General features: G+C 36.4%; 18 protein-coding genes. All 18 read left to right on the top strand.

Features of this window, described 5'->3' with window-relative positions:
* Window positions 1–84: 84 nt before the first annotated feature.
* Window positions 85–2,643 carry a type IX secretion system periplasmic lipoprotein PorW/SprE gene (gene porW, locus DZ858_RS03440; RefSeq protein WP_117158143.1) on the top strand — a complete coding sequence of 853 codons (2,559 nt, stop codon included), beginning with the start codon at window positions 85–87 and terminating at the stop codon, window positions 2,641–2,643.
* A gap of 27 nt (window positions 2,644–2,670) precedes the next feature.
* Window positions 2,671–3,141, top strand: coding sequence for a bactofilin family protein (locus DZ858_RS03435; RefSeq protein WP_117158142.1), 471 nt, complete (start codon window positions 2,671–2,673; stop codon window positions 3,139–3,141).
* A gap of 2 nt (window positions 3,142–3,143) precedes the next feature.
* Window positions 3,144–3,362: an AtpZ/AtpI family protein gene (locus DZ858_RS03430; protein ID WP_117158141.1), complete on the top strand. Its 219-nt coding sequence runs from the start codon at window positions 3,144–3,146 to the stop codon at window positions 3,360–3,362.
* Between the two features lie 3 nt (window positions 3,363–3,365).
* Complete coding sequence (locus tag DZ858_RS03425; protein ID WP_117158140.1) at window positions 3,366–3,752, top strand: DUF6168 family protein; 387 nt, start codon at window positions 3,366–3,368, stop codon at window positions 3,750–3,752.
* 99 nt (window positions 3,753–3,851) lie between these two features.
* Window positions 3,852–4,943, top strand: a complete 1,092-nt coding sequence (atpB, locus tag DZ858_RS03420) for a F0F1 ATP synthase subunit A (protein WP_117158139.1) — start codon at window positions 3,852–3,854, stop codon at window positions 4,941–4,943.
* Window positions 4,944–4,974: 31 nt separating this feature from the next.
* Window positions 4,975–5,166: an ATP synthase F0 subunit C gene (gene atpE / locus DZ858_RS03415; RefSeq protein ID WP_117158138.1), complete on the top strand. Its 192-nt coding sequence runs from the start codon at window positions 4,975–4,977 to the stop codon at window positions 5,164–5,166.
* Between the two features lie 83 nt (window positions 5,167–5,249).
* A complete protein-coding gene (locus tag DZ858_RS03410) occupies window positions 5,250–5,750 on the top strand; it encodes a F0F1 ATP synthase subunit B (RefSeq protein WP_117158137.1) in 501 nt (166 codons plus the stop codon).
* A gap of 7 nt (window positions 5,751–5,757) precedes the next feature.
* Window positions 5,758–6,291, top strand: coding sequence for an ATP synthase F1 subunit delta (atpH, locus tag DZ858_RS03405; RefSeq protein WP_117158136.1), 534 nt, complete (start codon window positions 5,758–5,760; stop codon window positions 6,289–6,291).
* A gap of 37 nt (window positions 6,292–6,328) precedes the next feature.
* Window positions 6,329–7,909: a F0F1 ATP synthase subunit alpha gene (gene atpA / locus DZ858_RS03400; protein WP_117158135.1), complete on the top strand. Its 1,581-nt coding sequence runs from the start codon at window positions 6,329–6,331 to the stop codon at window positions 7,907–7,909.
* Window positions 7,910–7,974: 65 nt separating this feature from the next.
* Complete coding sequence (gene atpG, locus DZ858_RS03395) at window positions 7,975–8,847, top strand: ATP synthase F1 subunit gamma (protein WP_117158134.1); 873 nt, start codon at window positions 7,975–7,977, stop codon at window positions 8,845–8,847.
* A gap of 172 nt (window positions 8,848–9,019) precedes the next feature.
* Complete coding sequence (locus DZ858_RS03390) at window positions 9,020–9,559, top strand: porin family protein (protein ID WP_117158133.1); 540 nt, start codon at window positions 9,020–9,022, stop codon at window positions 9,557–9,559.
* A 30-nt stretch (window positions 9,560–9,589) separates the two neighbouring features.
* Complete coding sequence (locus tag DZ858_RS03385) at window positions 9,590–10,105, top strand: hypothetical protein (protein WP_117158132.1); 516 nt, start codon at window positions 9,590–9,592, stop codon at window positions 10,103–10,105.
* Window positions 10,106–10,173: 68 nt separating this feature from the next.
* A complete protein-coding gene (locus DZ858_RS03380) occupies window positions 10,174–11,634 on the top strand; it encodes a lipopolysaccharide biosynthesis protein (RefSeq protein WP_117158131.1) in 1,461 nt (486 codons plus the stop codon).
* A gap of 68 nt (window positions 11,635–11,702) precedes the next feature.
* Window positions 11,703–12,692, top strand: a complete 990-nt coding sequence (gene hemB / locus DZ858_RS03375) for a porphobilinogen synthase (RefSeq protein WP_117158130.1) — start codon at window positions 11,703–11,705, stop codon at window positions 12,690–12,692.
* A gap of 61 nt (window positions 12,693–12,753) precedes the next feature.
* Window positions 12,754–13,107, top strand: a complete 354-nt coding sequence (locus tag DZ858_RS03370; RefSeq protein ID WP_117158129.1) for a hypothetical protein — start codon at window positions 12,754–12,756, stop codon at window positions 13,105–13,107.
* A 122-nt stretch (window positions 13,108–13,229) separates the two neighbouring features.
* A complete protein-coding gene (locus tag DZ858_RS03365) occupies window positions 13,230–13,691 on the top strand; it encodes a hypothetical protein (RefSeq protein ID WP_117158128.1) in 462 nt (153 codons plus the stop codon).
* A 126-nt stretch (window positions 13,692–13,817) separates the two neighbouring features.
* Window positions 13,818–14,933 (top strand): CNNM domain-containing protein, encoded by a 1,116-nt coding sequence (locus DZ858_RS03360; RefSeq protein ID WP_117158127.1) that lies wholly within the window; start codon window positions 13,818–13,820, stop codon window positions 14,931–14,933.
* Window positions 14,930–15,415, top strand: coding sequence for a methylated-DNA--[protein]-cysteine S-methyltransferase (locus tag DZ858_RS03355; RefSeq protein ID WP_117158126.1), 486 nt, complete (start codon window positions 14,930–14,932; stop codon window positions 15,413–15,415). The genes DZ858_RS03360 and DZ858_RS03355 overlap by 4 nt, the downstream gene beginning before the upstream one ends.
* The last annotated feature ends 44 nt before the right edge of the window (window positions 15,416–15,459 follow it).

Here is a 15,459-nt window from a genome sequence, read left to right as displayed (position 1 = left end):
CCTTATTTTTACAGCTTATTTCTTGCTTTTACATACTAAAAGCAACGCTTTTAAGTTACAGTATTATAATAAATTGACATAATTTTGAAAGGCATATATAAAACTACTCTCTTTTTATTGGCTGTTATTGTTTTAGCAGCTTGTTCACGAAAAAAGAACACTTTTTTAAGTCGTAATTATCACGCAGTAACCGCAGAATACAATGCGTTGTACAACGGAAATTTAGCTTTTGAAGACGGCAAAGAAGAATTGGCCACAGGCTACCGTGATAACTATTGGGAAATTCTACCTGTTGAGCGTCTCGACCTTGATGAAAATTCAACTTTACCTGGAGAATCTAAAAATCCGAACTTTAACCGTGCTGAAGAGAAAGCTGCGAAAGCTATTCAAAAGCATTCAGTGTATGTAAACAACAAGGAACACAATCCACAAACAGACGAAGCATATATGTTGCTTGGCAAGTCTCGTTATTTCGATGGACGTTTTATTCCTTCCTTAGATGCTTTTAACTTTATACTAGATCGCTACCCAACTAGTAATAATATTACCAATGCCAATGTGTGGAAAGCAAAAGCAAATATTAGATTAGACAATGAAGAAGTAGCGTTAGAAAGCTTGCAAGAACTATTGGAAGATGTCGAGCGAGAGAAGATAGAAATGGATGAAGAGGAGTTAGCAGACGTTGCAGCCATCATGGCTGAAGCTTACGTTAAAATGGATTCGATTGCTGAAGCGTTACCGTATATGAAAATAGCTTCGGAAAACGTACAAAAAAATGAGCTAAAAGGACGTTACAACTATATTAAAGGACAACTTTATAACCGTATAGGCGAGCGTGATAGCGCCAATATGGCCTTTGATCAGGTGATTGAACTTAATCGGAAATCACCACGAGTGTATATGATTAACGCTTACATAGCCAAAGCGAGGAATTTTGATTATGATAACGAAGACAAAACAGCTTTTTTAGAATTATTGAATGAACTAGCCGAAAACCGTGAAAACCGTCCGTTTTTAGATAAAATCTACAACCAGATTGGTGAATACTATTACAATTTAGATAGCATCCAAACCGCTGTTGGGTACTACAATAAATCTATCAAGGAAAACTCACCAGATAAAATCCTTCAGTCCAAGAATTACGAAACGCTGGCGATTATCAATTTTGATGCGACTAATTATAAAACAGCAGGAGCGTATTATGATAGTACGTTAACAAATCTTGAGGTTAACACAAAAAAACACCGACGTATTACTAAGAAGCGTGAAAACTTGGACGATGTAATAAAATACGAAGACATCGCCACAGAAAATGATAGTATCATCCGTTTTGCCAATATGAGCGAAGCCGAACAATTGGCGTATTTTACAGATTACACTGCCAAATTGAAAGAAAAAGCGATTGCCGATTCCATTGCTCAAGTAAAACAACAGCAAAGTATTGCTAATAACGAGTTTTATACCAAAAATGCCGGACCTGGTGGACCTAATGAAAACAACAGTACCTTTTATTTTTACAACTCAACCACGGTAGCGTATGGAAAACAGCAGTTCCAAAAAGTTTGGGGGGATCGAGAACTGGAAGACAATTGGAGACGTTCTGAAAAACAAACGTCATTAATAACCGAAGAAGAAATTAAACCAGTTGAAGTTATTACAGGGAACAAGCGTTTTGATCCACAAACTTATATTGCAGAAATTCCAACCGATCAAAAAGTAATAGATAGCTTGGTTGGCGATAGAGACTTTGCTTATTATCAATTAGGACTCATCTACAAAGAAAAATTTAAAGAAAACGGTCTTGCAATCGAACGGCTTGAAAAATTATTAACCTTCAACCCAGAAGAACGATTAATTCTTCCCTCTAAATATAATTTGTATAAAATTTATAACGAACAGGAAAACGAGTCGTTAGCAAGCAAATATAAAAATGACATTATAACCAACCACCCAGATTCGCGTTATGCTGAAATATTGCGCAACCCGAATACTGCGTTGGCAACCGACGAGTCTAGTCCAGAATTTAAGTACAAGCAATTGTATAAAGATTTTGAAGCTTCAAAATACGAATATGTAATTGAACAAAGCGATAATTATATTTCGCAATACACTGGAACGGAAATTGTTCCTAAATTTGAAATATTAAAAGCTACGGCAATTGGTCGTCAGCAAGGATTTGAAGCGTATAAAAAAGCTTTAAATTTTATAGCATTAAATTATCCAAATTCCGAAGAAGGGGAACAAGCTGAATTTATTTACGGAAAGACCTTACGTACTATAGAATCCAGCGACTTTGTACCCGATGAAGAAGCTAAGAAGTGGAAAGTAGTTTATAAGTTTGACAGTACTGAAACCGAAGCTGCACAAGAATTAAAAGACAAATTAGTTGAAGCCATTGACGCCTATCGATATACTAATATGAGTGCTTCACTGGATTATTATACCCCAGAAACCAAATTGGTTGTAATCCATGGTTTAAATACCAAAACAGGCGGACGTAATTTTGCACAGGTTTTAAAAGAAAACAAAGAGTTTAAAATAAAGAAACCTTCTTTTGAAATTTCAACGCCTAACTACAAGATTATTCAGATTCATAAAAATTTGGATGCTTATTTAAATACTGAAAAAGAACCTGTAGAATAGTAAAGACAAACCTAAAAACCCAGACCTATGTTTTCAGAAAAAAAAGAACGAACCGGACAAGAGCCCAGTAGCGGACAAAACCGAATTAATGAAGGCACAACACTAGAAGGTGATGTGGTTTCACAAGGCTTTTTTAGAATAGATGGAACCGTAAAAGGCACTATTAAAACTCCTTCAAAAGTGGTGTTGGGTAAAAGTGGTTATATTAATGGAACCCTAACTTGTGAAAATGCCGATATTGAAGGAAAGTTTGAAGGTAATCTAGATGTTTCAGGAACATTATCATTAAAATCTACTGCTACTATTGAGGGTGAAGTAGTCGCGGGAAAATTAGCTGTAGAGCCAGGAGCCACTTTTAATGCTTCATGTGTAATGAAAGGATCTAAAAAAGACACCCAACCTAAAACTGAATCAAAGCTTAAAGAAGATCCGGCATCAAAGCCGAGTCCTTACCATAGGCAACAGCGTGCCAAAAAATCTTCAGAACCCCTTAAATAACTGTGGGCGATAATAAAAATAATGGCTTAAGACGGTGGGCAGTGCTCAGTGCTATCGCGATTGAAATGGGCGTGGTTATCTATCTTTTTGTTCAGGGAGGTCTATGGCTTGATGCCGAATATAATGACGGTAATAAACTGTACGTGATTATTGGAACACTATTAGGAGTAGGCCTTTCCCTTTATTTAGTAGTGCAACAGACGAATAGGTTGAATAAATAGACAATGGCGAAAACCGTTAGATTTTTAGGAATTCTGGCTGCTGTATTGGTTGTTACTTTTGGTATCCATCTCGCACTATTAAGCACATTAGAAAAGCCCCTTTTTGCACATCAAATTGTACTGTCTTATGTTGTAAATTTTGTTATGGCAGCTACTATTTTGATGGTTATTCAGCGGTCATTAAAAAAGAAATCGGCTCAGTCGGGTTTTATTTTTATGGCAGGAAGCGGATTAAAATTCCTCGTATTCTTCCTTATTTTCTATCCGGCATATAATGCCGACGCAAGCATGCAGACTATTGAATTTGTTACATTTTTCATCCCATACGCCGTCTGTTTAGCCCTAGAAGTAATGTATCTTTCCAAACAGCTTAATAATCAAGTATATTGACTGTTTTATAACTTTAAAAAAAGACTTAAAATTGTTTTTACAATAAAATATATAACTGTATTTTTGCACCGATTTTAAGGACATCACTATTTGTGTATTATGCAAAAGCCATTTATAGTTAAGATTTTATTTGTAGTAGTAGTTTTATTAGGTTTTACTACAGCCTATGCTCAAGATGTTGAAGAAAACCTTCAAACCCACGAGCTTACCGAGCAAGAAGACAGCGATAAAAAATCTGAGATACAGGAGTATATTAATCATCACCTGTTAGACTCTTACGATTTTACGTTCTTCTCTGATGAAGAAGCAGGAAAGTATTATGGCTTTCCATTGCCTGTTATTCTTTTTGACGATGGATTAAAAGTATTCTCTTCTTCAAAGTTTAACCACGGTAATACAGTTGCTGAGGTAGACGGAGATTATTACAAATTATATCATTCAAAAATATATAAAACCAATGCTGCGGGTGATATAAATTATGACGAGGAAGGTCATGCTACCAATGGTAAACCACTAGATTTTTCTATTACCAAAAACGTAGTAACTATGTTATTGGTTTCAATACTTATGTTTTTCTTGTTTCGTACGCTTGCAAAATCGTATAAGAAAAATAGAGGCATTCCAAAAGGGGTGGGTCGTTTCCTTGAGCCACTAGTTTTGTTCGTTAGAGACGAAATAGCCATACCTAATATAGGAGAGAAGAAGTATAAAAAGTATATGAGCTTCTTGTTAACTATATTCTTCTTTATATGGTTTTTAAACTTACTAGGGATGACTCCATTAGGAGTGAATGTTACTGGTAATATTGCAGTAACCTTTGGTTTGGCTTTAATTACGTTTTTAATCACCACATTTACAGCAAATAAAAATTATTGGGCACACATTTTCTGGATGCCTGGAGTGCCTAAATTAATGCGAATTGTATTGGCACCAATCGAATTACTTGGAGTGTTTATTAAACCATTCTCATTAATGATTCGATTATATGCAAACATGACTGCAGGACACGTAGTGTTAATGAGTATTATCGCATTGATGTTTATATTTAAAAGCTGGTTAGGAAGTTCACTTTCTTTCGGGTTAGCATTTGGATTGGCGATATTAGAATTATTAGTAGCAGCCTTACAGGCTTATATATTTACAATGTTATCGGCACTGTACTTTGGTATGGCAAACGAAGAATCACATTAAGTTGAACGTTTAATTTTTAATTATATATATTATGGAAATCCCAACAATTGTAGGAGCAGGTTTAATTGTAATCGGAGCTGGTCTTGGTATCGGTAGAATCGGTGGTCAAGCTATGGAAGCGATTGCACGTCAACCAGAAGCTTCTGGTAAAATTCAAACAGCAATGCTTATTGCAGCGGCGCTTATTGAAGGTATCGGATTCGCTGCTTTATTCGCAGCATAAATTACATACACAGTGGCTGTAACGGTTGGTTACAGCGACTGTGTTATTAAAAATTAAAAATTATTTTTTTGAAATTTTAGATAATGGAAAAATTATTAGAACAATTTTCATTTGGACTGTTTTTTTGGCAAATACTTATTTTTGTTGCTTTAATACTGTTGCTTCGAAAGTTTGCTTGGGGACCAATTTTAAGCGCGGTTAATGATCGTGAAGAGGGCATTAAAAATGCATTGGATTCAGCTGAAAAAGCAAAGCTTGAAATGGCAAACCTTAAAGCAGATAATGAAAAACTGCTTCAAGAAGCCAGAAACGAACGTGATAGCATGATGAAAGAAGCACGCGAAATCAAAACAAAAATGATTTCAGATGCTAAGGAAGAAGCTCAAGCTGAAGCCAACAAAATGATTACGCAAGCACAAACAGCTATTGAAAGCGAAAAGAAATCAGCTATGGCCGAATTGAAAAGCCACGTAGCAGAACTTTCAGTTCAAATTGCTGAAAAAGTTGTAAAAAAAGAATTGTCTTCTAAAAATGAGCAATTAGAGTTGGTTGACGAAATGTTAAGTGACGCTACTTTAAACTAGTAATAAGATGAGCAGAGCAGCCATACGATACGCCAAAGCAGCCTTGCAACATGCAAGTGAAACTAAAACAGAAAACGTTTTGTTTGGTGACATGCAATCCGTTCAAGCTACTATTGAAGGAAGCGAAGAGCTTCGTAATATGCTAACGAGTCCGGTAATAAAAGCAGAAGATAAAAAGCAAGTATTGCTAAAAGTTTTTAGTAATCAAACAGATGTTACCAAGAACCTAGTTGGTGTCTTGATAGCGAATCAACGTATCGCTTTATTGGGCGATGTTGCCAAAAGCTATGTGAAACTTTATAATGAAGAACAAGGTATACAGGTTGCCAAAGTTACAACAGCAGTGGCATTGTCTTCAGAGTTGGAAGCAAAAGTATTGGCTAAAGTAAAAGAAATGACCGGTAGCGATAAAGTTACGGTTGAAAATATAATTGATGAGTCGATCATTGGTGGGTTTATCCTTCGCGTGGGCGATCTTCAATACAACGCGAGTATCGCAAACAAATTAAATAGATTAAAAAGAGAGTTTACATTAAATTAAGGGTTGAGGAATTTTCTCAAGCTAAAATCTAAATAAGATGGCAGAAGTAAAACCAGCTGAAGTTTCAGCAATTTTAAAGGAACAACTTTCAGGTTTTGAAGCATCAGCTTCACTTGACGAAGTAGGAACTGTTTTAACCGTAGGTGATGGTATTGCACGTGTATATGGGCTTGCTAACGCAGAATACGGTGAATTGGTAGAGTTTGAAGACGGTTTAGAAGGAATCGTTTTGAACCTTGAAGAAGATAACGTTGGTGTTGTATTATTAGGACCTTCAAAAGAAATTAGCGAAGGATCTACTGTAAAGCGTACACAGCGTATTGCATCTATTAACGTTGGTGAAGGTATTGTTGGTCGTGTAGTTAATACACTAGGACAGCCAATCGATGGAAAAGGACCTATTGAAGGAGAAACGTACGAAATGCCACTAGAGCGTAAAGCACCTGGTGTTATTTATCGTGAGCCGGTAACTGAGCCATTACAAACAGGTATTAAATCTATTGATGCGATGATCCCGGTAGGTCGTGGACAACGTGAATTGGTTATTGGTGACCGCCAAACTGGTAAATCTACAGTTACTATTGATACCATCTTAAACCAAAAAGAATTTTATGATGCTGGTGAGCCAGTTTACTGTATCTATGTTGCCATAGGACAGAAAGCTTCTACCGTAGCCAACATCGCTCAAGTATTAGAAGATGCTGGAGCATTAGCATATACAACTATTGTTGCAGCAAATGCATCAGATCCTGCGCCAATGCAGGTGTATGCTCCTTTCGCAGGTGCAGCAATTGGTGAGTACTTTCGTGATACGGGTCGTCCTGCTTTAATTGTATTTGATGATTTATCAAAACAAGCAGTTGCTTACCGTGAAGTATCGCTATTACTTCGTCGTCCACCAGGACGTGAAGCATATCCAGGGGATGTATTCTTCTTGCACTCAAGATTGTTGGAGCGTGCAGCAAAAGTAATCAATGATGATAAAATTGCCTCTGAAATGAACGATCTTCCTGATGTGTTGAAACCGATGGTAAAAGGTGGTGGATCATTAACAGCATTACCAATTATTGAAACACAAGCGGGTGACGTTTCTGCGTATATCCCAACCAACGTAATTTCGATTACCGATGGTCAGATTTTCTTGGATGGTGATTTATTTAACTCTGGTGTTCGTCCTGCGATTAACGTAGGTATTTCGGTATCACGTGTGGGTGGTAACGCACAGATTAAATCTATGAAAAAAGTATCAGGTACTTTAAAACTGGATCAAGCTGCTTTCCGTGAATTGGAAGCATTTGCTAAATTCGGTTCAGACCTTGATGCGGCTACTAAGAATGTTATTGAAAAAGGAAAACGTAACGTAGAGATCTTAAAACAACCGGAAAATACACCATTTACAGTAGAAGATCAAATTGCAATTATTTATGCAGGTTCTAAAAACCTATTGCGTGATGTTCCTGTAGAAAAAGTAAAAGAATTTGAAAGAGATTATCTTGAATTGCTTAATGCAAAGCATAGAGATGCACTAGACACGCTAAAATCTGGTAAGTTAACTGATGAAGTGACTGATACCTTAACGGCTATAGCTAAAGATCTTTCAGCAAAGTATAAAAAGTAGTTAGATTTTAATATTGAGCATTTCTAGCTAAATGCTCAATATTCAATAGTTAATTCTATAAAAGAATGGCAAATCTTAAGGAAATAAGAAGTAGAATCACCTCTGTTGGGTCAACCATGCAGATCACGAGCGCCATGAAAATGGTATCGGCTGCAAAGTTGAAAAAAGCACAAGATGCCATCACAGCGATGCGTCCGTATGCTGATAAACTAACCGAGTTGCTTCAAAATTTAAGTGCAACACTAGATGCTGATAGTGGAAGTAAATTTTCAGATCAGCGCGAAGTAAATAAAGTGTTAGTGGTAGCGATTACTTCTAACCGTGGTTTGGCAGGGGCATTTAATAGTAATATTATCAAAGGTTCAAAACGTATTGCTTCAGATAATTATTCTGGAAAACAAGTAGATTACGTAACAATCGGTAAAAAAGGAAACGATATCCTAAAAAAGACCGAAACTGTTATCTCAAATAACAATGAAGTTTTTGATGATCTTTCGTTTGAAAATGTTTCAGAAATCGCCGAAATGTTAATGCAAAAATTTGCTGAAGGAGAATACGATAAAATCGTGTTGGTTTACAACAAGTTTAAGAATGCAGCTACGCAGATTGTGATGAATGAGCAATTTTTACCTATTCTTCCTCCTGAAATGGATGAAGCGGAGGCGCAAAAAGCAACGCCAAACTATATTTTTGAGCCAAACAAAGAAGATATCGTTGAAGAATTAATTCCGAAGAGCTTAAAAACACAATTGTTTAAGGCGATTCGTGATAGTGTAGCTAGTGAGCACGGTGCTCGTATGACAGCGATGCACAAAGCAACAGACAACGCGAAAGACCTTCGTGATGATCTTAAATTACAATACAATAAAGCGCGACAAGCTTCTATTACCAATGAAATTTTAGAAATCGTTGGTGGTGCTGAAGCATTAGCTGGATAAGATTGACCGCAAGGCAAATCATTAAAAAAGCGAAGCATTAGCTGGATAAAATATAATACCTACTTAGTGCAGAAAAGTCTTCCGTTGTTTCGGAAGGCTTTTTTTGTTTGAGTCATCTCTTGGTAATGGAATACTATTTGATAGTTTTGAGAAAACAACCAAACCAACTTTTATGAAATTTCAAAAACTATTTTTTAGCATCCTATTTTTAATTGCCTTCAGCTCAGTCTATTCGCAATATGAAAAAGGCGATATTTCTCTTTCCATACAAGGAGCTCCATTTATTACTCAAGATGGCCCTGATGATTTGGGATTGATGGCATTGGCAACTGCAGAGTTTTTTATTATTCCAAAACTCTCTGCAGGAGTTAGTTTTTTCACCACCAACAATACCGTTTTAAAAAATGAAAGTGGTACAACAATCCACTCGTATGGAGTGGTTCCTTCGTTGCAATACTATGCTTTTAATAAAAATAAGTTCAATGTATTTGCACAAATTGGCTACGGATACGGATTCGAAGATTTAACCCGTGGATATATTGAAAACAGCGCGTTGACCGTCTTCAACATAGGTATTGGCGGTAACTATAATTTTTCTGAAAATTGGATGCTAAAACTCACCATCCCTTATTTTAAAGCCCAAAATGTGACAATAGATGCAAAAGCAGCAGACGGAGCAACAGCGTTTATTGGTATAGGGTATAAACTATAATTTTTCTATCTTCACAATAAAAATAAGCTTATGCGCCCATTTAAAAATATAATTGCTCTTTGCATTGTTTCCTTAGTATTATTTAGTTTTTCAAACTGTGGTAGCAGCCAGATAAACTCCTATAAGCTTACGCAAGACCCTCCGTTTACTATTGACGATGTGTATTATCAAGATTGGGTTGCCGGTGTGCAAGATGGTGGTTCGGGAACTAATGTTCATATTACCTTTAAAGATTTCACGGAAGATGTACGGATTGATAGTATTTATTTCAGAAATAAAACCGAAAAAGCTAAAAACGCACCCCAAGCTAGAAAGCAATACATTGGCTATTTTAAGAATAAAGCCAATCGTAGTATTGTGATGGATAGCGACCCTAAAAAAGAAGCACAAAACATTCCTCCAAAACAATTTCCATTTGAGCTAGCAGATAACGAAGCCGTTGTGAGCTATGTGCAAAATGGCACGACCAACTATTATAAGATAGCCAATATCCGCCGAAAAGAAATGCTTGCGTATCCAGAGAGCAATGCACCGTCAGATAATTAAGGAATGACAAATTGTTTAGCAGAAAGCGGCAATAATTTCAATACTTTTACGCTTCAAAATAGAATAGATTGAGCGTTTTTAAAAAACTATTTAAGCAAACTTTTGTTTACGGCCTTGCCACCGTTCTTCCAAGGGCGTTGGCAATCGTTTTGGTGCCGTTGTATGTTTCCGTATTGGGAAAAGAACAATACGGCGTCTACGCCTCTTTAATGGCTTTTTTAATTTTAGGAAACGTCTTACTTTCTTACGGAATGGAAACCGCTTTTTTCCGGTTTATCAATAAACACGTAGAGCAGAAAAAGCTAGTTCAGTCCACAGCGCTAACGTCGCTTACTGTTTCCACCATTCTGTTTCTGACAATCACCTTGCTTGCTAATGATTCGCTGGCGAATTTTCTTGAATTTAAAGCAGAATATGTCACCTACGGTCTACTTATTTTAGCGTTAGATGCCTTAGCAGTGCTTCCGTTTGTTTGGTATCGTGCCAACGAAAAACCAATGAAATATGCAGTCATTAAAATTTTCAATGTCTGTATAAACTTAGGACTTAACCTCTTTTTCTTTTTAATACTCCCTGATTTAGCAGAAAATGCTCCTGATTCTTTTTGGAGTAGTATTTATTCCGAAGAAAACAAAGTAGCCTATGTTTTTATCGCCAATTTAATTGCTAGTGCCATTACACTGGTTGTGTTGCTGCCATTGTATATTAAAATAGGGTTTGGTTTCAGTAAAACCATTTGGAAGGGGATGTTTAAATACGCTTTTCCGGTATTAATTGCAGGGATTGCTTTTTCCATAAACGAAGCATTTGATAAAATTTTGCTGAAATATCTATTACCCGAAAACATCGCAGAAGCTGAAGTAGGTGTGTATGCCGCTTGTTATAAATTAGGTGTTTTTATGACGCTTTTCGCCACTGCTTTCCGGTTAGGAATAGAACCGTTTTTCTTTAATCATGCGCAAAGTAAAAACGCTAAACAGACGTATGCGACTATTACGAAATATTTCACCATTTTTGGAAGCATTATTCTACTGTTTGTAATTGTATATATCGATATTTTTAAACGCATTTTGATCCCTAACTCCGAATATTGGGGTGCACTCTCAGTTGTACCGCTTATCTTGTTAGCCAATTTGTTTTTAGGTATTTATCACAATCTCTCCGTTTGGTATAAAGTGACCGATCGCACTAAATTTGGAGCGTATATTTCAGTGTTTGGCGCAATAGTTACCTTGGGGTTGAACTTTTTGTTAATTCCGATAATTAGTTATCAAGGCTCGGCCATTGCAACGTTAGCTGCATATGGAAGTATGATGTTACTTTCATATTTTTTCGGACAACGAAATTACGCCGTGCCATACGATGTAAAGCGAATAGTCGGATATTTATTGCTCGCAACCGGATTTTCTGTCCTTTCATTTTACGTATTTGAACGCAATTTAATTATAGGTACTGTCTTATTATTGGTATTTTTGCTATTAGTTTTTTTTTCTGAAAAGAAAGAATTCAGCAGCATCCTAAAGCGGTAGTTGCGAACTATTAAAACTGAATTTTTCACCATAGAGTAAACTCACTACTCTTAATTCATAATTTGAATATGTATCCACTACGAAGAAACCGAAGATTACGAACTACCGAAACCCTTAGAAACTTAGTAAGAGAAACCACGCTTTCTCCAAACGATTTTCTAGTTCCCCTTTTTGTAGTTGAAGGAAAAGGTGTGAAAGAAGAAATTGCTTCGATGCCTAATTATTATCGTTATAGTCTGGATTTATTGGCTAAAGAAGTGAAAGAATTATGGAGTTTAGGATTAAAATCCGTTTTACTTTTTGTGAAAGTACCCGAAAACTTAAAAGATAACAGCGGAACAGAAGCCTTGAACGCCGAAGGGTTAATGCAACGCGCCATTAAAACCGTAAAAGATGCTGTGCCTGATATGTTGGTTATGACCGATGTCGCGTTAGACCCCTATTCAATTTTTGGGCATGATGGTATTGTTTCCGAAGGGAAAATTCTCAATGACGATTCTTCAGCAATTTTAGCCGAAATGGCCCTATCACACGCCAAAGCCGGAGCCGATTTTGTCGCACCCAGCGATATGATGGACGGCCGTATTTTTGAAATGCGAACGTTATTAGAAGATGAAGGGTTTCACGATACCGGAATTATGAGTTACAGTGCTAAATACGCTTCTGCTTTTTATGGTCCATTTCGTGATGCGTTAGATTCTGCGCCAGTAGACAAAAAAGATGTCCCAAAAAATAAGAGCAGTTATCAAATGGATTATGCCAACCGGGAAGAAGCCATTAAAGAAACCTTGATGGATATTGAAGAAGGAGCCGATATTGTAATGGTAAAACCAGGACTGTGTTACTTAGATATTGTTAGGGATATACGTAATACGGTGAACGTTCCCGTTGCTGTATATCAAGTAAGCGGCGAATATGCGATGATAAAAGCTGCCGCTGAAAAAGGCTGGCTAGATCACGATGCGGTTGTGTTAGAACAGATTACAGCTATAAAAAGAGCTGGAGCACAGATTATTGCTAGCTATTTTGCTAAAGATGTTGTGAAACTATTGTCTTAATAACTAGTAATTTTAATACAATTTTGGCACCTCCAATTCAATTTCTATATACCTTTGCTTAGTGAAACCATTTAAAGCACATATAAGTTACTTTTTTTTACTCGTAAGTCTGTTATTGATTTCGGGTAATGCTTTTGCGGTTTCAAATGCATCTCATACTTCTTTAGTCTCAAACGAAACGAGATTTAGTGCTGATTCATTCTCTAAACAACTTTATTTTCATGAAGTATCGGTTGTAGAGGTATCCTATCAACAAACGGATGAACCTGTAAATCCGTTTTTTATATTTTATCAGCCGTTAGAACATACAGAGGCAACAAATTACAACACTTCTAATACGCTCAATTATTTTCCGCAACGGAATCATAAAAAGCGAATTCAAGAACAGTTATACCCTTTCCATTTTTTTTGGTGAACGTTTCCTTTTTTTGAAACAGTAAACAGCCGGACTAAACACATTTAGTCTAGGCAAACACGTGTATAATACTTTTAAATACACGTTTATTTCACTTAAAATAACTTTAAAACTTTATAAAAATGGAAACAAGTTCCACCCTTATTGGGCTCTTCATATTATTATTATTTATGGTGCCTATCGTATTCGTAATCATTAAAAGTAGTTCAACTGAAAAAAAACTGAAAAAGAGTTTACAAAACCTATCATCCCAGAACGGAGTAACAATAAATACGTCCGAAGTGATTGGCAATACCCTTATCGGTCTAGATGAAAACGTTCATAAATTGGTGTTCTCTTATAAAAATAAATTAGCAGAAGCCTTTAAAACGGTCGATTTAAGTACTATAAATGAGTGTAGAGTTGCTACATTTAAAGAACGTAAACAACCGCTGTCTCGTGTTGCTTTGGAGTTGAGAAGCCCATCTGCTACAGATGAAATTATCTTTTACGAAGAAAATGATGACTCATCTCCTTCAACAGATGCGCAGATTTGCTTAAACCGCGCCAGTCATTGGGAGAAAATAATTAAACAGCAAATGTAATTGGTAATGATTAAGGTTTGTTTTTTAAAAAGGGGCGATTTTGCCCCTTTTTTTGTGTTATTAACATTACATTGTAATAAAACGATAATTAAATTTTTATTTTAGTCAAAATTTTATATTTAAGGAATGACCCTACTAATACTGTACGCTTTAATTTCTATTTTCTTTTCATTTCTCTGCTCTATCTTGGAAGCAGCTTTACTTAGTTTTACACCTACTTTCATAAAAATGAAAAAAAACGAAGGGAAAAGTTATGCTTTGACGTTGGCCAATTTTAAAAAGGACATCGACAAACCTCTTATTGCTATCTTAACGCTTAATACGATAGCACACACTGTTGGAGCTATATTAGTTGGAGTTCAAGCCGAAAAAGTATGGCCTTCTGGAGGGATGGTAGGTATTGTATCTGCAATAATGACTGGATTAATTTTAATTGTTTCTGAAATTATACCTAAAACCATTGGTGCTACGTATTGGAAATCCTTAGGTAATTTTACAGCTAAGTTTTTGAAAATTATCATATTTCCGCTAAAATACACGGGAATTTTATGGCTCTTGATGCTCACCACGCGTTTAATTGGTAAATCTGCCCACGTAAGCACGATGAGTAGAGAGGAATTTCTTGCTATAACAGATGCCGCTGAAGAAGAAGGTGTTTTTGAAGAAAATGAAACTACGGTAATAAAAAACCTTTTGGTGTTTAAATCGGTTAAGGCAAAAGATGTAATGACACCTTTTCCAGTAGTAACGTTGGAGAACGAGGACATGTCTTTGAAAAACTTTCATTCTCAACATAAAAACCTCCGATTTTCAAGAATTCCTGTATATCGCGAAAAAACACATAACATAACTGGCTTTGTGCTTCGTGATGATATTCTAGAGCAAATTGTGGAAGAACATGGTGAAATGCAGTTGATGGAGCTGAAGAGAGAAATATTTGTAGTCGATGCTGATAAACCCATTCCAGACTTGTTCGAAACCTTTATTAAACAACGTGTTCACATCGCTTCGGTTGTTGATGAATTTGGAAATACAATAGGTGTTGTAACGATGGAAGACATCATTGAAACCTTATTAGGTCTCGAAATTATGGACGAAAGCGATGCCATTGAAGATATGCAAGTACAAGCTCGTAAAAACTGGGAACGCCGTGCTAAACGTATGGGAATAGAACTTAGCGACATCCCTGAAAAAGAGTTTAAGCAAGATGAAGGGCAGACTAAAGACCAAAATCAATCGTGAAAATAGCCTATTTTAAAAGTCCGATAGGTTGGATAGAATTGAAAGGTGATGCTTCAGGTTTAGGATCAGTTATTTTTATTGATAGTGAAATTTCTTCGGAAGAAAATAATCGAGAAAAACTTCCTAATTCGCTTCAAAAAACCATCGAACAACTCACAGAATATTTTGAAGGGAACCGACAAACTTTTGATATTCCATTAAGTCCACAAGGCACTGAATTCCAAAAAAAGGTATGGCGAGAACTGCAAGAAATCCCCTTTGGAAAAACCACAAGCTACCAAAAAATGGCAAATGCCTTGGGCGACCCTAAAGTAATTCGCGCAGCAGCATCTGCCAATGGGAAAAACCCGATTTCCATTATTATTCCCTGTCATCGCGTTATTGGAACCGACGGATCCTTAACCGGCTATGCAGGCGGTCTGCAACGAAAAAAATGGTTATTGCAACACGAAAGCCCCGTAAAACAAGGAGAGTTGTTTTAAAAAAGAGCCACGACTTAAAAGACTCACGAAGCAGGACACACTAT

Source organism: Marixanthomonas ophiurae, from assembly GCF_003413745.1.
In the GTDB taxonomy this organism is placed as follows: Bacteria; Bacteroidota; Bacteroidia; order Flavobacteriales; family Flavobacteriaceae; genus Marixanthomonas; species Marixanthomonas ophiurae.
This window is presented reverse-complemented; position numbering and strand designations above follow the sequence as displayed.